This is a genomic window from Pseudomonas sp. G3-19, from assembly GCF_054855875.1.
The window spans coordinates 4,516,074-4,538,784 of sequence record NZ_JBMPIQ010000003.1; the positions used below are offsets into that span (position 1 = coordinate 4,516,074).

Genomic DNA, 22,711 nt, shown 5'->3' on the forward strand with positions numbered 1-22,711 from the left:
GAGTCTTTACCGTGAGCGAGCGTTCCAGCCATTGGCAATTGCAGACCATCGTCAGCCAACTGCGTACCGCGCGGGATCAGTGGCGTACCCGAGAATGGCCGGGCCAGCGGCGAGCAGGGTGGCCGTGAGTTACCGTCTCGCGCCGCGATGGCCGAGATTCTCGAGGCGCTGTGTGGCGCGTTGTTCCCGATGCGTCTGGGGCCGGTGGATCTGCGTGAGGAAAGTGAGGACTTCTATGTCGGCCACACTCTCGATACCTCATTGAATGCCTTGCTGGCGCAGGCGCGGCTGGAGTTGCGTTATGTCGCGCGGCACAGCGCTCAAGGCGATGCTGACGTCGAAGCTCAGGCGATCCGTATCATTCAGGATTTCGCCCTGGCCTTGCCGGGCCTGCGCAGCCTGCTCGACACCGACGTGCTGGCCGCCTATCACGGCGATCCGGCGGCACGCAGCGTCGATGAAGTGTTGCTGTGCTATCCGGGAATTCTGGCGGTGATTCACCATCGTCTGGCGCACCATTTGTATCGCGCCGGGTTGCCGTTGCTGGCGCGGATCAGTGCGGAGATTGCGCACTCGGCCACCGGCATCGATATTCATCCGGGCGCGCAGATCGGCCGCAGCTTTTTCATTGATCACGGTACCGGTGTGGTGATCGGCGAGACCGCGATCATCGGCGAGCGGGTGCGGATCTATCAGGCCGTGACTTTGGGCGCCAAGCGCTTCCCGGCGGATGAAGACGGGCAGTTGCAGAAGGGCCATCCACGCCATCCGATTGTCGAGGACGACGTGGTGATTTATGCCGGCGCGACAATTCTGGGACGGATCACCATCGGCCAGGGTTCGACCATCGGCGGTAATGTGTGGCTGACGCGCAGCGTGCCGGCAGGGAGCAACCTGACTCAGGCCAATCTGCAGCATGATGACGGGACGCAGAAGTAAAACATCAAAAGCCACCCTCACCCCAGCCCTCTCCCCGGGGGAGAGGGAGCCGACGGAGGTGTCTGGCGCTATACATCGACCTGAAAAAAACAGTCGATTATGGATTCGGTACAGCAAGATCAGGTCAGCGAAATTTTCAAGCATCCCCCAATCAGTCCCCTCTCCCCCCAGGAGAGGGTTAGGGTGAGGGCGCTTTTGACTTTGATTTTTCCACTGAACGAATCGCCCAAACCCCCGTCATACCCAACCTTGAGCTAGCGTACGAAGACTACCGCCTGGCCCTGCGATTAGTCCTTACCACCCTATCCATGTTTAACTTGAACGTTCATTCAAGTTAAACCGGTGGTTCGCTGCCCGCTCACAACAGGAGGCTTGCCTTTGCTGAGTCCGATCATTTCAGCCACGTTTCAACCCCTCGAGGTGCACGTTTCATGAGTGCATCGTCTACCCCCGCCAGCGGTCTGGTGCGCATGAATCCGCCGGTGTTCTACTTCGCCGCGACGGTGATTCTGCTGTTTGGTCTGGTTGTCATCGCCATGCCGGAACAGGCCGGCGCCTGGTTGCTGGCTGCGCAAAACTGGGCGGCCAACACGGTCGGCTGGTACTACATGCTCGCGATGACGCTGTATCTGGTCTTCGTGGTGGTCACCGCGTTATCGGGCTACGGCAAGATAAAACTCGGTGCCGACCACGACGAACCCGAGTTCAGTTACCTGTCCTGGGCCGGCATGCTGTTCGCCGCCGGGATCAGCATCACGCTGTTTTTCTTTTGCGTGTCGGAGCCGCTGACGCACCTGGCCCAACCGCCGCAAGGCGAGGCCGGCACCGCCGATGCAGCGCGCCAGGCGATGCAGATTCTGTTTCTGCACTGGGGCCTGCACGGCTGGGGCGTGTTCGCCTTCGTCGGCATGGCGCTGGCCTATTTCGCCTACCGGCATAACCTGCCGCTGGCCTTGCGTTCGGCGCTGTACCCGCTGATCGGCAAGCGCATCAACGGCCCCATCGGCTACGCGGTGGACGGCTTCGGCATCATCGCCACGGTGTTCGGTCTGGGCGCCGACATGGGCTTCGGCGTATTGCACCTCAACTCCGGTCTCGACTACCTGTTCGGCATCGCACACACCCAGTGGATTCAGGTCGGCCTGATCACGCTGATGATGGGTGCGGCGATCATCGTCGCCGTGTCGGGTGTGGACAAGGGTGTGCGGGTGATGTCCGACATCAACATGCTGCTGGCCTGTGCGCTGCTGCTGTTCGTGTTGTTCGCAGGGCCTACCCAGCACCTGCTCAACACGCTGATCCAGAACCTCGGCGATTACCTCGGCGCGTTGCCGATGAAGAGTTTCGACCTCTATGCCTACGACAAACCGAGCGACTGGCTCGGCGGCTGGACGGTGTTCTACTGGGCCTGGTGGATTGCATGGTCGCCGTTCGTGGGACTGTTCATCGCGCGGATTTCCCGTGGCCGGACCATCCGCGAATTCGTCTTCGGCGTGCTGCTGATTCCGCTCGGTTTCACCCTGGCGTGGATGTCGATCTTCGGCAACAGCGCCATCGATCAGGTGCTCAATCACGGCATGTCGGCACTGGGCATGTCGGCCCTCGACAATCCGTCGATGAGCCTTTACCTGCTGCTGGAAACCTACCCGTGGAGCAAGACTGTCATCGCGGTGACGGTGTTCATCAGCTTCGTGTTTTTCGTCACTTCCGCCGACTCCGGCACCGTGGTGCTGTCGACCCTGTCGGCCAAGGGCGGCAACCCGGACGAAGACGGGCCGAAATGGCTGCGAGTGTTCTGGGGCGCGATGACGGCGCTGGTGACCAGTGCGCTGCTGTTCTCCGGCAGTATCGATGCGCTGAAATCGGCGGTGGTGCTGACCTCGCTGCCGTTCTCGATGATTTTGCTGCTGATGATGTGGGGCCTGCACAAGGCGTTCTATCTGGAGTCGCAGAAGCAGATCGCGCAGTTGCATTCGCTGGCACCTGTCTCCGGTTCGCGGCGTGGCACGGGCGGCTGGCGCCAGCGTCTGAGTCAGGCGGTGCACTTCCCGTCGCGCGACGAGGTGTACCGCTTCATGGACACCACGGTGCGCCCGGCGATTGAAGAAGTGACGGCGGTATTTGTCGAGAAGGGTCTGAACGTGGTCACCCAGCCGGACCCGGCGCACGACAACATCAGCCTGGAAATCGGCCACGGTGAGCAGCATCCGTTCATCTACCAGGTGCAGATGCGCGGCTACTTCACGCCGTCGTTTGCTCGGGGTGGCATGGGGTCCAAGCAACTCAACAACCGCCGCTATTACCGCGCTGAAGTGCACTTGAGCGAGGGCAGTCAGGACTACGATCTGGTCGGCTACACCAAGGAACAGATCATCAACGACATCCTCGACCAGTACGAACGTCACATGCAGTTCCTGCATCTGGTGCGTTGATCGGCAACTGAGCGCCGGGACGTTTCACGACTCGGCGCTCAGCACCATGAACAACACCATCGCCGCCATCGGCACCCCGAACACCGCACTGCCCACCGCGATCTCCGAACCCAGCGGCTGCCCGGCATGCACCACCCCCACCGCACCATTGATCACCGTCAACGCCAGCCACAGCGCGGCGAAACTGTAGGCCAAGGTCTGCCGACTGAAGCCAACGCGCTCGCCGAGGTAGAGCATCAGGGCGAGCAGGACCAGGCCGAAGAAGATGATGATTGCGGTGTGCATAGGCGTGCCTGCGGGTCATGCGGTGCTTGATCGGACGCTTTCGCGGGCAAGCCCGCTCCCACAGTGATCTCGGTCATTCACAGATTCTTTGTACAACCAAAATCCTGTGGGAGCGGGCTTGCCCGCGAAGGGGCCACCTCGGTGTTACTTGGAGCATAGCCAATCCAGCCTAGGCCATTTTGGTCAGGTGCTCTCGCGCTCGATCACATTGCACTGCAACAGATTCAGGCGCTGCACATCATCGCTCGGCAACACACCAAGGCTTTCCAATACCCGCGTTGCCGCCAGTACGCCGATCTCCAGTGCCGGTGGCTTGATCGTGCTCAGGCTGGGCAACAGCATCTCGGCGAACGGGTAATCGCCGAAGCCGAGCACGGCGCAGTCTTCGGGGATCTTGATGCCTGCGCGTTGCCCGGCGAGCAAGCCGCCGGCGGCGAGGTTGTCGTTGGCGAAGATGATCGCGTCGGGGCGCGGGGAGGCGTTCATCAGCGCTTCCATCGCTTGCTTGCCGGCTTCGAACGGCGCGCGGTCGGCGTCCGGGGCGAATACCCACGGCGGCAGTCCGAACTCGCGCACGGTGGCGGCGTAACCGTCGCGACGTTCGAGGGCACTGAGGTCACCAGGGGCGCTGTTCTGCACGAAGGCGATGCGGCGATAGCCTTTGTCATGCAGATAACGCGCAGCGGTCACGCCGACTTCATAGTGCGAAAAGCCGATCTGCATCGGCTCGCGATCCGGCTGGTAATCCCAGGTTTCGATTACCGAAACGTCCGCTTCGGCGATCATCTTTTCCGTGCCCGCACTGTGGAAATGGCTGGTCAGCACCAACGCTGCCGGCGACCAGCCGAGAAACGCGCGCACGGCGTTTTCTTCCTGTTCGGTACTGAAGTAACTCGACGCCAGCAGCAGTTGATAGCCGTGGCGGCTGAGGGTGTCGCTGAAGCCCTGAATGGTGTTGGCAAAGATCGGCCCGGAGATATTCGGAATTACCATGCCGACGATTTTTCCTCGCGCCGAGGCCAGGCCACCGGCCACCAGATTCGGCACATAACCCATCTCGGCCACTACCGCTGCAATGCGCTCGCGACGCTCGGGCGAGACGGTTTCCGGCTGATTGAAATAGCGCGACACGGTGATTGCCGAAACTCCCGCTTCGCGCGCCACCGCATTCAGAGTCACGCGTCCAGCGCCACGGCGTTTGCGGGGCTTTTCCTGGCTCAAGGCTTGATCCTTCTTAAAAACCAAAACGCATATAAAAGTAATTTTTCAGTATTGGACGCTCTATGCCGAGCTTGTCGATACTGGCGATGTTAGCGCTAACAAAGCGCATTGTCTGCTACTCGCTCGAGCGAATGCCCAAGACACCGATTCAGGCGCTGTCGTCGCAGAACGGCAGCGGTTCAGGGCCAATTTCGAGCGGGCAAACATGCACAACATTCCTGGGGCGACACACACATTGGCGCAGTCGATTCGCGCCGCTGGCTGGATCTTTACCGGGCTGGCGGCGTTGCCACTGCCCACGGCTTTCGCCGCCGACAGCAGCGAACAAGAGCCGACACTCAAGTCCGTCACGGTCACCGCTACCCGCCGCGAAGAGTCGCTGCAAAAGGTCCCGGTGGCGGTTTCGGTGATCGACGGCGAACAACTGGAGCGCGACAACCGCAATGGCGTGGCGAGCATCGTCCAGCAAGTGCCGTCGCTGAATTTCCGTACCGGTGCGTCGAACAAGGACACCTCGTTGTTTGTGCGAGGCGTCGGCACGATTTCCACCTCGCCCGGCGTCGAGCCAACAGTGGCGACGGTGATCGATGGCGTGGTCTATGCGCGTCCCGGTCAATCGACCCTAGACCTGCTGGATCTGGAGCGCGTCGAAGTGCTGCGCGGCCCGCAGGGCACGCTGTTCGGCAAGAATGCCTCGGCCGGTGTGCTCAACATCACCAGCAAGGCGCCGACCAACGAGACCCACGGTTACATCGACCAGTCGTACTACAGCGGCAATGAAAGCCGCACCCGCTTCGGCATTGGCGGTAGCCTGATTCCGGATACGTTGAAGGGCTCGATCAGCACCCTGGTCAGCAGCTACGACGGCAACGTCGACAACAAATACAACGGCCAGGAGGTCAACGGCTACAACCATCGCGGCGTGCGCGGCAAGCTTGAATTCACCCCGAATGACGACGTCACCTTCACCCTGATCGCCGACTACATGCAGTCCCACGACGACGGTCCCAACGGCGTCGTCAGCAAGTCGTTGACCCCGGCCTTCGCCAACGCGCTGAGCCCGGTCTATGCGAGCAACCACAACCGCGACATCAACACCGATACCCGCAGCCATGTCGAGGACACCAACAAGGGCCTGTCCGGCCAGCTCGACTGGCAACTGGGCGATTACACACTGACCTCGATCACCGCGTGGCGCGGCTGGGACAACACCCAATATCAGGATGGCGATCGGCTGAGCACGATCACTGCAGCGTTCCCCGGCACCGCCGACAAGGGCGAGCTGGCCTTCGACCAGTACTCGCAAGAGCTGCGCCTGGCCTCGCCGAAAGGTGAGTTCCTTGAATATGTTGGCGGCCTGTTCTACATGCACGGCAAGGATGACGAGACCTATCAGCGCACCTTGACCACCACCACACGCACCGACCGTGGCGTCGCCGATTACAGCACCACCAGCGACAGCTACGCCGCGTTCGGCGAAGCCACGCTGAACTTCACCTCGGACTTGCGTGGCATCGCCGGCCTGCGCTACACCCACGATGATCTGGAATACGATCACCGCCGCATCTCGACCTCGGCGACCCCGGTCAGCGGCATTCAACCGGCCACCAGCAGTTCCGGTTCGGTGGACGAGGACGGCTGGTCCGGCCGGCTCGGCGTGCAGTACGACCTCAGCGATGCGGTCACCACGTATCTGACCTATTCGCGCGGCTACAAAGGCCCGGCCTACAACGTGTTCTTCAACATGCAGCCGCGTGACACCGAAGCGCTGAAGCCGGAGACCTCGAATACTTGGGAGGCGGGGATCAAGGCCACCAGCTGGAACAACCGGCTGACCACCAACCTCGCGGTGTTCCACAGCGATTACGACAACTATCAGGCGAACTTTTTCGACACCGTTGCCGGGCAAGTGGTGACGCGCCTGATCAACGCCGGCAGCGTCAGCACCGAAGGCGTCGAACTCGATTACGCCTTGCAGGTGACCCAGCAACTGAAGTTCTCCGGGGCGCTGGCCTACACCCGCGCGCGCATCGACCAATTCAGCTGCCCGGCGGGCGCTGCAGCCTCGTGCAACGTCAATGGCAAGCCATTGCCGTTCAGCCCGGACTGGAAAAGCTACGTGCGTGCCGACTACACCATCCCACTGGAAAACGGTCTGGATATCGAGCTCGGCACCGACTACAGCTGGCAGAGCGAAGTGCAGTACGACATCAGTCAGAACACTGATACCAAGCAAGGCGCCTACGGCATCTGGAATGCCAGTGTGGCGCTGGCCGATTACAGCAACGGCTGGCGCGTGGCGCTGCTGGGCAAGAACCTCGCCGACAAATCCTACTCACCGCTGCTGGCCAGCGGCGGCAACTACATCTACCGCGCCGTGCCACGGGATGACGAGCGCTACTTCGGCGTGCAACTGCGCAAGGATTTCTGAGATGAGCAGACAGCTGAAACTCGGCGCCTTTCTCATGGCCACCGGGCACCACGTCGCCGCGTGGCGGCACCCGCAGGTACCGGCGAATGCCGGGCTGGATTTCGCCCACTACAAGCGTCTGGCGCAGATTGCCGAGGCGGCGAAGTTCGACACGCTGTTCGTCGCCGACAGTGTGGCCGCGCCGACGCAGGACATCGCCAGCCGCATGGCGCGCTCCGATCACTTCGAACCGCTGACCTTGCTCTCGGCCCTGAGCGCGGTGACCGAGCACATCGGCCTGATCGCCACGGCGACCACCAGCTACAACGAGCCGTACCACGTGGCGCGCAAATTCGCCTCGCTCGATCATCTGTCGGGCGGGCGTGCGGGGTGGAATCTGGTGACCTCGGACAACGCCGCCGAAGCGCTGAATTTCGGTCGCGACGAGCACATCGGTCACGCCGAACGCTACAGCCGCGCCCGCGAGTTTCATCAGGTGGTCGCCGGGCTGTGGGACAGTTGGGAGGACGATGCCTTTGTCCGCGACAAGGCCAGTGGCGCGTATTACGACCCGGCGAAGCTGCATGTGCTGGATCACGTCGGCGAGCATTTTCGGGTGAAAGGCCCGCTGAACGTGGCGCGCTCGCCGCAGGGACAACCGGTGATCGTGCAGGCCGGTTCATCGGAGACCGGGCGTGAACTGGCGGCACAGACCGCTGAGGTGGTGTTCACCGCGCAGACTTCGCTATCGGGCGCGCAGGCGTTCTACGCCGACCTCAAGGGGCGTCTGGCCAAGTACGGGCGCAGTGCCGACTCGCTGAAAATCATGCCCGGGGTGTTTGTCGTCGTCGGGCAGACAGAAACCGAAGCGCAGGAAAAATGTGAAACGTTTCAGCAATTGGTCGAACCGGAGGTTGGCGTGGCGTTGCTTGGGCGTATGCTGGGCAACTTCGACTTGTCGAAGTACCCGCTGGACGGCCCGCTGCCAGAGTTGCCATTGACCGACAGCGGTCAGCAGAGCCGGCAGAAATTGCTGACTGAACTGGCGGGGCGGGAGAATCTGACCCTCGCCGAATTGGGCCGCAGGATTGCCGGTGGGCGCGGGCATTACAGCCTGGTCGGCACACCGGCGCAGATCGCCGATCGCTTGCAGGAGTGGTTCGAACAGGGCGCGGCGGATGGCTTCAACGTGCTGGTGCCGCACCTGCCGGGCGGGCTCGAAGACTTCGCCCATGGCGTGGTTCCGGAACTGCAGCGGCGCGGGCTGTTCAGAACCGAGTATGAGGGCCGGACCTTGCGCGAAAACCTGGGCCTGGCCCGACCGCAAAACAGATTTGTGTAAACACCCTGTGGTGAGGGGATTTATCCCCGATGGGTGGCGAAAGCCACCCCTAAATCTGCATTCAAATTCGCGATTTTTTTTGGGACGGCTACGCCGTCCATCGGGGATAAATCCCCTCACCACAAAGTTGAAATTCACCCTCAATTTGCTGTTAATCAAACAAGAGAGGATTCGATGACTTACACCGCTGCCGAAAACCGCTACGACTCCATTCCTTACCGCCGCGTCGGCCGCAGCGGTCTGGTGCTGCCGGCGCTGTCGCTGGGCCTGTGGCACAACTTCGGCGACAGCACGCCGATCGACACCCAGCGCGCCCTGCTGCGCACCGCGTTCGATCTGGGGATCAACCACTTCGACCTGGCCAACAATTACGGCCCGCCGTACGGCAGCGCCGAGATCAATTTCGGTCGCCTGCTGCGCGAAGACTTCAAGCAGTACCGCGATGAGCTGATCATTTCGAGCAAGGCCGGTTGGGATATGTGGCCCGGCCCGTACGGCCAGGGCGGCGGCTCGCGCAAATACGTGCTGGCCAGCCTCGACCAGAGCCTGCAGCGCCTCGGTCTGGACTATGTGGATATCTTCTATTCGCACCGCTTCGACCCGGACACCCCGCTGGAAGAAACCGCCAGCGCCCTCGCCACCGCCGTGCAACAGGGCAAGGCGCTGTACATCGGCATCTCGTCGTACTCCGGGGTGAAAACCCGCGAGATCGCTGCGCTGCTCAAGGAATGGAAAGTGCCGCTGCTGATTCATCAGCCGGCGTACAACCTGCTCAATCGCTGGGTGGAAAAAGACCTGCTCGACACCACCGATGAGCTCGGTACTGGCGTCATCGCCTTCACCCCGTTGGCGCAAGGTCTGCTGACCGACAAGTACCTCAACGGCGTGCCGGCGGATGCGCGGGTCAATCGCCCGGGTGGCGGTTCGCTGCAGGCTTCGCACTTGTCCGAGGCCAACATTGCCCACGTGCGCGCGTTGAACGAGATCGCCAAACGTCGCGGCCAGAGCCTGGCGCAACTGGCACTGGCCTGGACCCTGCGTGATCCGCGAGTGACCTCGGCGCTGATCGGCTCGAGCCGGCCGGAGCAGATCGTCGAGAACGTCGGGGCGTTGAAGAATCTGAGTTTCAGTGCTGAGGAACTGGCGGAGATCGACCGGTTTGCCCAGGAGGGCGGGATCAATCTTTGGGAGAAGCCTTCGACGGCGGAGTGAGTCACCCTCACCCCAACCCTCTCCCGGAGGGAGAGGGAGCCGACCGAGGTGTCTTGCGTCGTAAATCGACCTGAGAAACCGGGTCGATTATGGATTCAGCACAGATTGATCAGGTTGGCGTACTTCTGATGCATCCCCCAATCAGTCCCCTCTCCCTCCGGGAGAGGGTTAGGGTGAGGGGCTTTTGGCCTTCAACGCTCAGCGAAAAAACGGCACATCCCCCAACACCGTAGCCCGCTGCATCACCCGCCGTGCCGGACGGTAATCATCCACCGCGTAATGTTGGGTCACGCGGTTGTCCCAGAATGCGATGTCGTCCCGCTGCCAGCGCCAGCGAATGGTGAATTCCGGTCGGGTCGCATGAGCGAACAGGAATTTCAGAATCGCTTCGCTCTCGGTGTCCGACAGTTCGTTGATCTTCGAGGTGAAGCCTTCGTTGACGAACAACGAGCGCCGTCCGCTGACCGGATGGGAGCGGATTACCGGGTGTGACAACGGTGGGTTCTTGCGTCTTGCCTCTTCCCACTGTGCCAGTGCTTGCGGCGTGTTGCCGTAGCGCTCCAGCGGAAACGAGCGAGTGAAATCGTGAGTTGCAGTCAACCCTTCGAGCAAGGTTTTCATCGGCGCCGACAGTGCTTCGTAGGCGGCAATCCCGCTGGCCCACAACGTATCGCCGCCGAACTCTGGCAGCAGTTTGGCGCTGAGCACTGCGCCCATCGCCGGCGTTGGCAGGAAGGTCACGTCGGTGTGCCAGATCGCGTTGTCGCGCACGTCGGTGACGGCGGTGTCGAGGATCAGCACTTCGGGCTGCTCCGGCACGTTCGGGTAAATCGGATGGATGTGCAGGTCGCCGAAGTACGCGGCGAAACGTGCCTGTTGCGAAGGCTCGATCGGCTGGTTGCGGAAGAACAGCACCTGATACTTGAGCAACGCCTGCTCGATGGCATTGCGCTGTTCCAGGTTCAACGGCTGGCTGACGTCGACGCCGCTGATCTGCGCGCCGAGGGCCGAGCTTAATGGGGTGATGGTCAGGCTGCTCATGGTGGGTCTCTGGAATTCGGGTTTTGAGCTTTTGGTGGAGCGGGCTTGCTCGCGAATGCGGTGTGTCAGAAGACATTTCTGTGACTGATACACCGCATTCGCGAGCAAGCCCGCTCCCACAGGTTTTGGATGGCAAGTATTCAATGCGCCTGGCCGTGCCACGGCACCAGTTTGCGCTGCAGGGCACGCAGGCCCATTTCCATGGCGAAGGCGATCAGGGCGATCACCAGAATCCCCAGCACCACCACATCGGTGACCAGAAATTGCGCAGCCGACTGCACCATGAACCCCAAACCGCTGGTGGCGGCGATCAGTTCGGCGGCGACCAGGGTCGACCAGCCAACACCCAGACCAATGCGCACACCAGTGAGAATGTCCGGCAGGGCGCTGGGCAAAATCACATGGCGGATCAGTTGTGCGCGAGTGGCACCGAGCGACTGCGCAGCGCGCAATTTCGCCGGGTCAACGGTGCGCACGCCGGTCGCGGTAGCGATGGCGATCGGCGCGAAAATCGCCAAGTAGATCAGCAGCACTTTCGACAACTCGCCGATGCCACACCAGATCACGATCAGCGGCAGATAAGCCAATGGCGGAATCGGCCGGTAGAACTCGATCAACGGATCAAGCACACCACGGGCAATACGGTTGGCGCCGATGGCGATGCCCACCGGCACCGCGGTCAAAATCGCGAAACCGAGGCCCAGACCGATGCGGCTCAGGCTCGCGCCCAGGTGCTGCCACAGAGTTGAATCCATGTAACCGGTGGTCGCCAGCAACCAGCCTTTTTGCAGCACGGCGGACGGTGGCGGCAGGAACAGCGGTTCGATCAAACCGGTGGCAGTCACGGCCCACCAGATCACCAGCAAGGCGAACAGGGTCAGCAGGCTGATCCACCGCGTACTGAGGTTGCGGCGCTGCGGTATCGCCACCGATGGGGTTTTCACTACCGGGGCGGAAACGTCGTAACTGCTCATGCGCGCTCCTGCCGTTGTACGGCGCTGCGTTGCGAGAACACTTTGCTCAGCACGTGCTCGCGGGTTTCGATAAAACGCGGGTCGGATTTGATCGCCCGCGCCGACTCACCGGCAGCGTAGCGTTGACCGAAATCCAGATGCAGACGCTCGACAATCTGCCCCGGATTCGGTGCCAACAGAATCAGGTCAGTGGCGAGGAACACCGCTTCTTCGATGTCGTGGGTAATCAGGAACACCGGTTTGGCGGTGCGCTGCCAGACTTGCAGCAACAGTTCCTGCATCTGCTCGCGGGTGAATGCGTCGAGGGCGCCGAAAGGTTCGTCCATCAGCAGCACGCGCGGGTCGGCGGCGAGGGCGCGGGCCAGGCCGACGCGCTGTTTCTGGCCTCCGGAGAGTTGCCAGATGCGGCGGCTTTCGAACCCCGAGAGATCAACCAGTGCGAGCATTTCCCGGGCGATCTTTTCACGTTTGTCTTTGGCGACACCCGCCAGCTCCAGACCGAAAGCCACGTTAGCCAACACATCCTGCCAGGGCAGCAGGGCGTCATCCTGAAACACCACGCCACGTTCGGCGCTCGGGCCTTTGACCGGCACGCCGTCGAGGGTGATGCGCCCGGCGCTGGGTTCGACGAAGCCGGCAATCAGGTTCAACAGCGAAGTCTTGCCACTGCCGGACGGGCCGAGGGCGACCAGCAATTGCTGAGGCCCGAGGGTCAGGGAAATGTCCGCCAGCACCGGTTCCGGGCTGCCCGGGTACTGTGCGCTGATGCGCTCCAGCTGTAGCAAGGCCATCGCAATTAACTCCCGATCAGTTAGTGATGTATTTGGCGCTGACGTACGGCGCGTAGTCCGGCAGTACGGCTTCGACCTTGCCTTGCTCCTTGAGGAACGCGGCGGTGTCGGTGATGGCTTTGGTGGTCGGCGCGCCGAGTGTGATCACCTGATCAGCCGCCAGCGGGTAGACGTTGCCTTGCAGCAGCAATGGAATGTCGCTGGCCTTGGCTCCGGAGAGCTTCACCAGCTTGTCGACGTGGGACTGATCGGCGAGCCAGGCTTGTGGATCCTTGCGGTAGTCGGCGTAGGCGTCGAGGGTGACCTTGGCGAACGCGGTGACGATTTCCGGGTGCTTCTCGGCGAAGTCCTTGCGCACGATCCAGGCATCGAAGGTCGGCGCGCCGAACTTGGCCAGTTCCCCGGAGGTGATCAACACTTTGCCGTTTTCCTTGGCCACACCGAGGGCCGGATCCCACACGTAAGTCGCGTCGATGTCACCGCGTTTCCAGGCGGCGATGATTGCTGGCGGGGCGAGGTTGAGCACGGTGACTTTCGACGGATCGATGTTCCAGTGCTTCAACGCCGCGAGCAGGCTGTAGTGACCGGTGGACACGAACGGCACGGCGATTTTCTTGCCGACCAGATCCTGCGGGGTCTTGATCCCGGAACCGTCGCGAGCGACCAGTGCTTCGGCGGCGCCGATCTGGGTGGCGATGAGAAAGGTTTCCACCGGAACCTTGCGGGTGATCGCAGCGGTCAGCGGGCTGGAACCGAGGTAGCCGATCTGCACGTCACCGGACGCGATGGCGGCGATGATGTCGGCGCCGTTGTCGAACTTGCGCCAGCTGATGTCGGCCTTGGTGGCTTTTTCGTAAGCGCCGTCGGCCTGGGCGACTTTCGCCGGGTCAACGGTGGTCTGGTAGGCGACGGTAAGGTCGGCGGCCTGCGCCAGAAAGCTCGCAGCAGCCAACGAGGCCACGGCCAGCAGGCGAAGCGGGAAATTCAGTTTCATGGGGGAGTGCTCCAAATCAGGCGACCGACGATCGGCGTGAAGGGAGACTAAATGATCTAAGAATCTAAAAATAAATAACTTTTTAGACTTAGCTTATGAGCGGAAAAATCTAAGGCGTGAGGGATTGTGGATACTTCGGATCTTGTGTCAGACGTTAGGTCTTTGCCCCCTCACCCCAACCCTCTCTCCCAAGGGGGCGAGGGGGAAAGGGAGCCGATCTTTATGCTTTTCAAGGCCTGAGTTCGGCTGGATATTTCAGGTCGGCGTCAATCTCAAGAGCACCTGAATCAGTCCCCTCTCCCTCCGGGAGAGGGTTAGGGTGAGGGGCTTTTAATTACTGATCGCCAGAATGCTCGCCTGATACGACCCGACAAACACGTCGAAATCACCGACCTCGTTCTGCTCCAGCTCCGCCTGTTGCGCCAGCGAAGAACGCGCCAGCTCCTCAAACTTCGCCTGTTCATCCGCCGCCAATGGCTCGCTGCGGAAGAACTCGGCATGCGCCTGACTCTGGCGCAGGGAGAATTGCGCGAAGCTTTCCTTGTGCTCGGCCATGGTCGCCAGCACTTGAGCCGAAGGGGTCAGGGACGAATCCTTGACCTTGGCCAGTTGCGCGTCCAGCGCCTTGCTGTGTGCGTCGCCGCCATGGCTCTGATCGAGCAATGCCGCCAGCGGTGCGATTTTTTCCAGCAGCTCGGCTGCCCAAACCTTCAATTCGACCGCTTCACCGTCGCGCTGCAATTGCAGGCCCGGACGGCGACCTTCCTTGACCACGCTGAGGAAGTTCGAAGTGGCATTGCCGCACGAAGTGTTGGTCAGCAGCGGACTGTCGTTCAGCGCGCAATACAGCAGGAACGCGTCGAGGAAGCGCGATTCGGTGACGTCGATGCCCATCGGCAGGAACGGGTTGATGTCCAGGCAGCGCACTTCGACGTACTGAATGCCACGGGCCATCAGGGCCTGGATCGGCCGTTCGCCGGTGTAGGTCACGCGTTTCGGACGGATGTTGGAGTAGTACTCGTTTTCGATCTGCAGGATGTTGGTGTTGAGCTGTACCCACTCGCCATCCTTGTGCGTGCCGACCTCAACGTACGGCGCGTACGGCGTGGCCACGGCCTTGCGCAGGCTGTCGGTGTAGCTCGCCAGATCGTTGTAGCAAGGCGTCAGGCCGGCCTGGGCGTTGCTTTGGTAACCAAGGTCGCTCATGCGCAGGCTGGTGGCGTACGGCAGATACAAAGTATCCGGATCGAGCTGTTCCAGTTGATGCGAGCGCCCACGGAGGAAACCGGCATCCAGCGCCGGCGAAGCCCCGAACAGGTACATCAGCAGCCAGCTGTAGCGGCGGAAGTTGCGGATCAGCGCGATGTACGACGACGACTGGAAATCGCGGTCGGTGCCGACGTAACCCTCGGCTTCGCGCAGCAGCGGCCAGAGCTTTTCCGGCAGGGAAAAGTTGTAGTGAATCCCGGCGATGCACTGCATGGTCTTGCCGTAACGCAGGGCCAGGCCCTTGCGGTAGACGTACTTGAGCTGACCGATGTTGGAGGTGCCGTAATAGGCGATCGGGATGTCTTCCTCGGCCGGCAACGGGCACGGCATCGATGGACTCCACAGGTACTCGTTGCCGAGCTTGCTGTAGGCAAAGCGATGAATCTTGTCCAGGCTCGCCAGCGTATCGGCCGGATCGGGCAGGGCGGGGGTGATGAATTCCAGCAGCGACTCGGAATAGTCGGTGGTGATCTGTTCATTGGTCAGCGCGGAACCCAAGGCTTCCGGGTGCGGCGTTTGCGCCAGACGACCTTCACTGGTCACGCGCAGGCATTCACGTTCGATACCGTGGAGGCACTGTTCGAGCAGAGAGAGGTTGGCGCGCTCGCCGAGCAGAGCCAGGCGGCGGTTGAGAAGTTCGCTCAATTTGGATTCCTTCACGCGTCAGTCGCCCCAATATGGGGGTGGGCAGGACGGTCTACAAGGGTGAAGTTGAAACTGGCGTTTTCGCCTGGTTTTTTGGGCTCACGAAGCCCCTTTCGAACCGCCGACTTCAATCCCTGAATCTGGCAGATGCACGCGAAGATTATGCGGTCCCTGTGGGAGCGGGCTTGCTCGCGAATGCGGTGTATCAGTCACTGCCATGCACACTGACACGCCCCCTTCGCGAGCAAGCCCGCTCTCACAGAAAAGCTCGACGCTGCGATCACAGCGCCGAAATTAACTCAAAATGATGAACAACATCTACAGGACAGCGAACGTGCCTTGCGCTTTTGCGACCAGTTTGTCGCCCTGCATCACGTCGGCCTCGACCACCAGCGTGCGGCGGCCCGGGTGGATGACCCGCGCCGTGCACAGCACCTCACCGTCGGATACGGCGCGGATGTAGTTGATCTTGCACTCGATGGTCGCGCTCTGCTGATCGAAGCCGTGGGTGCTGGAACAGGCCAGCCCCATGGCGATATCGACCAGACTGAACAGCGCGCCACCGTGCAACTTGCCGCCGCGATTGCGCAGTTGTGGTTCCAGCACCAGGACGACTTGCGCCACCCCGGTTTCCAGGCTGTGCAGGCGGCAGCCCAACAGCTTGAAAAACGCGCTCTCGACGAGCCCGGCCGGAACTTCCATCAGCGTTTCTTCAACTGCTTGGCGTTGGCGAACAGCGAAGCCATGGCGTTGTTCACCGGTGCGGCTGTGGCCGTTTCCTTGCGTGGCGCGTTGTTGGACGACTGGCGCGGTGCCGAGCCCGGACGCGAACCACGGGCACCGTCGATTTTCTCGCCCGGGGTGTCGCTCATGCGCATCGACAGGCCGACGCGTTTGCGCGGGATGTCGACTTCCATGACCTTCACTTTCACCACGTCACCGGCCTTCACCGCTTCGCGTGGGTCTTTGATGAACTTCTCCGACAACGCCGAGATGTGCACCAGGCCGTCCTGATGCACGCCGATGTCGACGAACGCGCCGAACGCGGTCACGTTGGTGACGACGCCTTCGAGGATCATCCCCAGTTGCAGGTCTTTCAGGTCTTCGACGCCTTCCTGGAACTCGGCGGTCTTGAACTCCGGACGCGGGTCGCGACCCGGTTTTTCCAGTTCTTGCAGAATGTCGGTGACGGTGGGCAGACCGAAGGTCTCGTCGGTGAACTTCTTCGGGTCCAGACGCTTGAGGAACGCGGCGTCGCCGATCAGCGAGCGAATGTCGCGGTCGGTTTCAGCGGCGATGCGCTGTACCAGCGGATAGGCTTCAGGGTGAACAGCGGAAGAATCCAGCGGGTTGTCGCCATTCATCACGCGCAGGAAGCCTGCGGCCTGTTCGAAAGTTTTCTCGCCCAGACGCGCGACTTTCTTCAGCGCCGCACGGGTCTTGAACGCACCGTGCTCGTCACGGTGAGCGACGATGTTCTGCGCCAAAGTCGCGTTGAGGCCGGAGATCCGCGCCAGCAAGGCCACCGAGGCGGTGTTTACATCGACGCCGACGGCGTTTACGCAGTCCTCGACCACCGCATCCAGACCACGCGCCAGTTTCAGCTGCGACACGTCGTGCTGGTACTGGCCGACACCGATGGATTTCGGATCGATCTTCACCAGTTCGGCCAGTGGATCCTGCAAGCGGCGAGCAATCGACACCGCGCCTCGGATCGACACGTCCAGGTCCGGGAATTCCTTGGCTGCCAGTTCCGACGCCGAGTACACCGAGGCGCCGGCCTCGGAGACCATGACCTTGGTCATCTTCATCGCTGGATACTTTTTGATCAGCTCGATTGCCAGTTTGTCGGTTTCGCGGCTGGCGGTGCCGTTGCCGATGGCGATCAGGTCAACCGAGTGCTTGGCGCACAGAGCGGCCAGAATGGCGATGGTCTGGTCCCACTTGTTGTGCGGCACGTGCGGGTAAACCGTGGCGTGATCGAGCAGCTTGCCGGTGGAGTCGACTACCGCGACTTTGCAGCCGGTACGCAGGCCCGGGTCGAGGCCCAGGGTGGCGCGCGGGCCGGCCGGCGCGGCCAGCAGCAGGTCGTGCAGGTTGTGGGCGAAGACGTTGATCGCCTCGGTTTCGGCACCGTCGCGCAGCTCGCCGAGCAGGTCGGTTTCGAGGTGGGTGTAGAGCTTGACCTTCCAGGTCCAGCGCACCACTTCACCGAGCCATTTGTCGGCGGGGCGGTTCTGGTTCTGGATGCCGAATTGCTGGCCGATCATGCCTTCGCACGGGTGCATGGTGCCCGGCAGTTCGTCGCCGACTTTCAGCGCGGAGCTGAGGATGCCTTCGTTGCGGCCACGGAAAATCGCGAGTGCGCGGTGCGACGGCATGCTTTTCAGCGGCTCGTCGTGTTCAAAGTAATCGCGGAACTTCGCGCCTTCTTCTTCCTTGCCGGCGATCACGCGGGCGCTGATGGTCGCTTCCTGCTTGAGGAAGTTGCGCAGCTTTTCCAGCAGGCTGGCGTCTTCGGCGAAACGCTCCATCAGGATGTACTTGGCGCCTTCCAGCGCAGCTTTCACATCGGCTACGCCTTTCTCGGCGTCGACGAAGCGTGCGGCTTCGGTTTCTGGCGTCAGGCTCGGGTCGTTGAACAGGCCATCGGCCAACTCGCCGAGGCCGGCTTCCAGGGCAATCTGGCCCTTGGTGCGGCGCTTCTGCTTGTACGGCAGGTACAAGTCTTCGAGGCGGGTCTTGGTGTCGGCGAGCTTGATGTCGCGTTCGAGGGCAGGGGTGAGTTTGCCCTGCTCCTGGATGCTGGCGAGGATACTGATGCGCCGTTCGTCGAGTTCTCGCAGGTAGCGCAGACGCTCTTCCAGATGACGCAACTGGGTGTCATCGAGGCTGCCGGTGACTTCTTTCCGGTAACGGGCGATGAAGGGAACGGTAGAGCCTTCATCGAGTAGCGCGACGGCCGCTTCGACCTGTTGCGGGCGTACGCCGAGTTCCTCGGCGATGCGGCTGTTGATGCTGTCCATAAAACCACCTGACATATTGTGAAAGCAGGCTCGCAGGCACGGAAATAAAGGCCCGGAGTCTGGTTGAGCGGCTAGAAAATTGCCGCTGCCTGGGTCAAAAGGCACCCCATTGACCCGTGAAATCGAATAATTACTGCGCAGGCCCGGAAAATATCGCGGCCACCTGCGGTAACGATTCAGACGTTGCCTGGCACAAAACGCCGCGCATTATAACCAGCGTTCTGTCATTCGGGGGTGTAGCAGTCTGTAGGTAGAAACCCCGGTTTTCTGGCAGTGAAGGAAAAATCTGCTAACAATGCACACGGTGCGTATAACGGCAGCTACGCCATAATGCGCGCCGAGCTAAAAGGAGCATCCAATGAGCAGCACTGCAAACAATGCTGAAGGCGAAAAAATTCTAATTGTTGACGACGATCCGGGGCTGAGCAGCCTGCTGGAACGTTTCTTCGTCAGCAAGGGCTACCGTGCCCGTGCCGTACCGAACACCGAGCAAATGGACCGTCTGCTGTCGCGTGAAGTGTTCAATCTGGTCGTCCTCGACCTGATGCTGCCGGGCGAAGACGGCCTGACCGCATGCCGTCGCCTGCGGGCGGCGAATAATCAGATTCCGATCATCATGCTCACCGCCAAGGGCGATGAGATGAGCCGCATCAAGGGCCTGGAACTGGGCGCCGATGACTATCTGGCCAAGCCGTTCAACCCGGACGAGCTGATGGCGCGGGTCAAAGCGGTTCTGCGTCGTCAGGCCGCACCGGTGCCGGGCGCGCCGGGCAGCGAAGACGAAAACGTCACCTTCGGTGATTACGTGCTGTCGCTGGCGACCCGCGAGCTGAAACGTGGCGAAGAAGTGCACATGCTCACCACCGGTGAGTTTGCGGTACTCAAGGCGCTGGTAATGAACGCGCGTCAGCCGCTGACCCGCGACAAACTGATGAACCTGGCCCGTGGTCGCGAGTGGGATGCCCTGGAGCGTTCCATCGACGTGCAGATTTCCCGTCTGCGCCGGATGATCGAACCGGATCCGTCGAAACCGCGCTACATCCAGACGGTCTGGGGCGTGGGCTACGTGTTCGTACCGGATGGCGCCGCCACCAAGTGATCGGCGATTTGTAGGAGCGGGTCTGCGCAGATCGGGTTGATCGACCCTCTACGCAGACTCGCAATCCGCAATATGCGAGCATGGCTCGCTCCTGCAAGTGTGTAACGGTTATCGATGAAAACCCCCGTCTGGTTCCCCCAAAGTTTTTTCTCCCGCACCCTGTGGCTGGTGCTCATCGTCGTGCTGTTTTCCAAGGCGCTGACCCTGGTTTATCTGTTGATGAACGAGGACGTGCTGGTAGATCGCCAATACAGCCACGGCGTCGCCCTGACTCTGCGCGCCTATTGGGCGGCTGATGAAGAAAACCGCGCGAAGATCGCCGATGCCGCGACCCTGATCCGGGTGGTCGGCGCTGGTGTGCCGGAGGGCGAACAGCACTGGCCGTACAGTGAAATCTATCAGCGGCAGATGCAGGCGGAGCTGGGTGCCGACACCGAAGTGCGCTTGCGCATGCACTCGCCGCCGGCGCTGTGGGTGCGTGCGCCGAGCCTCGGCGATGGTTGGCTGAAAGTCCCGCTGTACCCGCATCCATTGCGCGGCCAGAAAATCTGGAACGTGCTCGGCTGGTTCCTCGCCATCGGCTTGCTGTCCACCGCCTCGGCGTGGATTTTCGTCAGCCAGCTCAACCAGCCATTGAAACGTCTGGTATATGCCGCGCGGCAACTCGGTCAGGGTCGCAGCGTGCGCCTGCCGATCAGCGATACGCCCAGCGAGATGACCGAGGTGTATCGCGCCTTCAACCAGATGGCCGAAGACGTCGAGCAGGCCGGCCGTGAACGTGAGCTGATGCTGGCGGGGGTCTCCCATGATTTGCGCACGCCGCTGACCCGCTTGCGTCTGTCGCTGGAGCTGATGGGTGATCGCAACGATCTGACCGATGACATGGTGCGCGACATCGAAGACATGGACGCGATTCTCGATCAGTTCCTCGCGTTCATTCGCGACGGTCGTGACGAGTCGGTGGAGGAAGTGGACCTGAGCGATCTGGTGCGTGAGGTGGCCGCGCCGTACAACCAGAGCGAAGAGAAGGTGCGCTTGCGCCTGGAGCCGATCCAGCCGTTTCCGCTGCGTCGAGTGTCGATGAAACGCCTGCTGAACAACCTGATCGGCAACGCCCTGAACCATGCCGGTAGCGGCGTCGAGGTCGCGGCTTATGTGTCCGGTGACACCAGCGCGCCGTACGTGGTGTTGAGCGTGATGGACCGGGGGGCGGGGATCGATCCGTCGGAGCTTGAGGCGATCTTCAACCCGTTCACCCGTGGCGACCGTGCCCGGGGCGGGAAGGGTACCGGGCTGGGGTTGGCGATCGTGAAGCGGATTGCTTCGATGCATGGCGGCAATGTCGAGCTGCGCAACCGCTCCGGAGGCGGACTGGAAGCGCGGGTGCGGTTGCCATTGGGGTTGATGTTGCCGCGCGATGCGGTCTGACGATCGGGATATTCAGCGGGGCTGATGGCCCCTTCGCGAGCAAGCCCGCTCCCACAGGGGGAACGCATTCCAAAATGTGGGAGCGGGCTTGCTCGCGAAGGCGGCCTGTCAGCCGCCATATTTCCAACGGATCAACCTTTGCCTTTGGTCCGGGTCATGTTCGGCCCGCCATTCTTCTCAAGGTGTTCGATGATGATCCCCGCCACGTTCTTGCCGGTGGTGGTCTCGATCCCTTCCAGGCCCGGCGACGAGTTCACTTCCATCACCAGCGGCCCGTGGTTCGAACGCAGGATATCCACACCCGCCACGGCCAGCCCCATGACCTTGGCCGCGCGCAACGCGGTCATGCGTTCTTCCGGGGTGATCTTGATCAGGCTGGCGCTGCCGCCTCGGTGCAGGTTGGAGCGGAATTCCCCAGGCTTGGCCTGACGCTTCATCGCTGCGATCACCTTGTCGCCGACCACGAAGCAGCGGATGTCGGCACCGCCGGCTTCCTTGATGTATTCCTGGACCATGATGTTCTGCTTCAGGCCCATGAACGCCTCGATCACCGATTCGGCAGCCGTGGCGGTTTCGCACAGCACCACGCCGATGCCTTGGGTGCCTTCCAGCACCTTGATTACCAGCGGCGCGCCGTTGACCATGTCGATCAGGTCGGGAATGTCATCCGGCGAGTGAGCGAAACCGGTGACCGGCAGGCCGATGCCACGACGCGACAGCAGTTGCAGCGAACGCAATTTGTCCCGCGAGCGGGCGATGGCCACCGATTCGTTGAGCGGAAACACCCCCATCATTTCGAACTGGCGCAACACGGCGCAACCGTAGAACGTCACCGACGCACCGATCCGCGGGATTACCGCATCGAACCCTTCCAGCGGCTTGCCGCGATAGTGGATCTGCGGCTTGTGGCTGGCGATGTTCATGTAGGCGCGCAGGGTGTCGATCACCACCATTTCATGCCCGCGCTCGGTGCCGGCCTCGACCAGACGACGGGTGGAATACAGACGCGGATTCCGCGACAGCACAGCGATCTTCATGCAACACCTGTGGAGGAGGTAGATACCGGGAACACCGGCTTGTCTTGTACATATTTGATGCCCGGATTGACCACCAGTTGGCCATCGATCAGGGCTTTGGAACCGAGCAACAGGCGATAGCGCATGGACTTGCGGCAGGCGAGGGTGAACTCGACTGCCCAGACCCGATCACCGAGGGCCAGGGTGGTGCTGATCACATAGCGCACCTGCGCCTGGCCGTTGGAGCTTTTGATGGTTTTGCGCGTCACCAGCGGTGCTTCGCAGCGCCGGTGACGCAACTGCACCACCGTGCCCAGGTGCGCCGTGAAACGCACCCACTTCTGGCCGTCGCGTTCGAATGGCTCGATGTCGGTGGCATGCAGGCTGGAGGTGCTTGCGCCGGTGTCGATTTTCGCCCGCAGGCCGGCGACTCCCAGATCAGGGAGCGCCACCCACTCGCGCAGACCGACAACGGTCAAATGGTCAAATGTCTTCAAAGGTACTCAACCGGCAGAAACCGCTCGGGCCGCGTACGGCCGAATTCGCGGTATTCACGCAGAATAAGGGTTAAAAGGCGACAGATATCT

17 protein-coding genes and 1 pseudogene are annotated in these 22,711 nt (G+C 61.7%); 7 read left to right on the forward strand and 11 right to left on the reverse strand.

Going from position 1 to position 22,711, the window contains the following annotated elements:
• Nucleotides 1-11 precede the first annotated feature (11 nt).
• A pseudogene (gene epsC, locus ACOYXI_RS20680) lies at nucleotides 12-939 on the forward strand (serine O-acetyltransferase EpsC).
• 470 nt (nucleotides 940-1,409) lie between these two features.
• Entirely contained in the window at nucleotides 1,410-3,371 is a 1,962-nt protein-coding gene (gene betT, locus ACOYXI_RS20685) for a choline transporter BetT (RefSeq protein ID WP_167734187.1), read from the forward strand.
• Between the two features lie 24 nt (nucleotides 3,372-3,395).
• On the opposite strand, the gene ACOYXI_RS20690 is transcribed toward betT, so the two are convergent.
• Both ACOYXI_RS20690 and ACOYXI_RS20695 read right to left on the reverse strand, forming a co-directional pair.
• Nucleotides 3,396-3,656: a hypothetical protein gene (locus tag ACOYXI_RS20690; RefSeq protein ID WP_461675239.1), complete on the reverse strand. Its 261-nt coding sequence runs from the start codon at nucleotides 3,654-3,656 to the stop codon at nucleotides 3,396-3,398.
• Nucleotides 3,657-3,839: 183 nt separating this feature from the next.
• A complete protein-coding gene (locus ACOYXI_RS20695; RefSeq protein ID WP_098966668.1) occupies nucleotides 3,840-4,877 on the reverse strand; it encodes a LacI family DNA-binding transcriptional regulator in 1,038 nt (345 codons plus the stop codon).
• Between the two features lie 205 nt (nucleotides 4,878-5,082).
• Between ACOYXI_RS20695 and ACOYXI_RS20700 the strand changes: the two genes are divergently transcribed.
• The 3 genes from ACOYXI_RS20700 to mgrA all read left to right on the forward strand — a co-directional run bounded on the left by ACOYXI_RS20700 (nucleotide 5,083) and on the right by mgrA (nucleotide 9,841).
• Nucleotides 5,083-7,308 carry a TonB-dependent receptor gene (locus tag ACOYXI_RS20700; protein WP_461675240.1) on the forward strand — a complete coding sequence of 742 codons (2,226 nt, stop codon included), beginning with the start codon at nucleotides 5,083-5,085 and terminating at the stop codon, nucleotides 7,306-7,308.
• Nucleotide 7,309: 1 nt separating this feature from the next.
• Complete coding sequence (locus ACOYXI_RS20705) at nucleotides 7,310-8,629, forward strand: LLM class flavin-dependent oxidoreductase (RefSeq protein WP_461675241.1); 1,320 nt, start codon at nucleotides 7,310-7,312, stop codon at nucleotides 8,627-8,629.
• A 174-nt stretch (nucleotides 8,630-8,803) separates the two neighbouring features.
• The gene (mgrA, locus tag ACOYXI_RS20710) at nucleotides 8,804-9,841 is read left to right on the forward strand and encodes an L-glyceraldehyde 3-phosphate reductase (RefSeq protein WP_461675242.1); all 1,038 of its coding nucleotides are present in this window, start codon (nucleotides 8,804-8,806) and stop codon (nucleotides 9,839-9,841) included.
• 198 nt (nucleotides 9,842-10,039) lie between these two features.
• Here mgrA and tauD read toward each other — a convergent pair whose 3' ends face one another.
• The 7 genes from tauD to ACOYXI_RS20745 form a co-directional block, all read right to left on the reverse strand.
• Entirely contained in the window at nucleotides 10,040-10,882 is an 843-nt protein-coding gene (gene tauD, locus ACOYXI_RS20715) for a taurine dioxygenase (protein WP_461675243.1), read from the reverse strand.
• Between the two features lie 140 nt (nucleotides 10,883-11,022).
• Complete coding sequence (tauC, locus tag ACOYXI_RS20720; protein ID WP_210556849.1) at nucleotides 11,023-11,856, reverse strand: taurine ABC transporter permease TauC; 834 nt, start codon at nucleotides 11,854-11,856, stop codon at nucleotides 11,023-11,025.
• A complete protein-coding gene (gene tauB, locus ACOYXI_RS20725) occupies nucleotides 11,853-12,647 on the reverse strand; it encodes a taurine ABC transporter ATP-binding subunit (RefSeq protein ID WP_123585649.1) in 795 nt (264 codons plus the stop codon). Before tauB ends, tauC begins: the two co-directional genes overlap by 4 nt.
• Before the next feature lie 16 nt (nucleotides 12,648-12,663).
• Complete coding sequence (tauA, locus tag ACOYXI_RS20730; RefSeq protein ID WP_098966681.1) at nucleotides 12,664-13,641, reverse strand: taurine ABC transporter substrate-binding protein; 978 nt, start codon at nucleotides 13,639-13,641, stop codon at nucleotides 12,664-12,666.
• 330 nt (nucleotides 13,642-13,971) lie between these two features.
• Nucleotides 13,972-15,555 carry a glutamate--cysteine ligase gene (gshA, locus tag ACOYXI_RS20735; RefSeq protein WP_461675244.1) on the reverse strand — a complete coding sequence of 528 codons (1,584 nt, stop codon included), beginning with the start codon at nucleotides 15,553-15,555 and terminating at the stop codon, nucleotides 13,972-13,974.
• 318 nt (nucleotides 15,556-15,873) lie between these two features.
• On the reverse strand, nucleotides 15,874-16,257 hold the full coding sequence (locus ACOYXI_RS20740; protein ID WP_134785189.1) for a PaaI family thioesterase: 384 nt from the start codon (nucleotides 16,255-16,257) through the stop codon (nucleotides 15,874-15,876).
• The gene (locus tag ACOYXI_RS20745) at nucleotides 16,257-18,581 is read right to left on the reverse strand and encodes a Tex family protein (RefSeq protein ID WP_098966684.1); all 2,325 of its coding nucleotides are present in this window, start codon (nucleotides 18,579-18,581) and stop codon (nucleotides 16,257-16,259) included. The genes ACOYXI_RS20740 and ACOYXI_RS20745 overlap by 1 nt, the downstream gene beginning before the upstream one ends.
• Nucleotides 18,582-18,939: 358 nt before the next feature.
• Here ACOYXI_RS20745 and ompR point away from each other — a divergent pair, with 358 nt between their 5' ends.
• Entirely contained in the window at nucleotides 18,940-19,680 is a 741-nt protein-coding gene (gene ompR / locus ACOYXI_RS20750; RefSeq protein ID WP_003220637.1) for an osmolarity response regulator transcription factor OmpR, read from the forward strand.
• 114 nt (nucleotides 19,681-19,794) lie between these two features.
• Nucleotides 19,795-21,108 carry an ATP-binding protein gene (locus ACOYXI_RS20755; RefSeq protein WP_027611205.1) on the forward strand — a complete coding sequence of 438 codons (1,314 nt, stop codon included), beginning with the start codon at nucleotides 19,795-19,797 and terminating at the stop codon, nucleotides 21,106-21,108.
• Between the two features lie 131 nt (nucleotides 21,109-21,239).
• Here the strand turns inward: ACOYXI_RS20755 and rimK are convergent, their stop codons facing one another.
• Together rimK and rimB are read right to left on the reverse strand one after the other, a co-directional pair.
• Complete coding sequence (rimK, locus tag ACOYXI_RS20760; RefSeq protein WP_007949201.1) at nucleotides 21,240-22,145, reverse strand: 30S ribosomal protein S6--L-glutamate ligase; 906 nt, start codon at nucleotides 22,143-22,145, stop codon at nucleotides 21,240-21,242.
• Complete coding sequence (rimB, locus tag ACOYXI_RS20765; protein ID WP_095137912.1) at nucleotides 22,142-22,621, reverse strand: retropepsin-like aspartic endopeptidase RimB; 480 nt, start codon at nucleotides 22,619-22,621, stop codon at nucleotides 22,142-22,144. The genes rimK and rimB overlap by 4 nt, the downstream gene beginning before the upstream one ends.
• Nucleotides 22,622-22,711 lie beyond the last annotated feature (90 nt).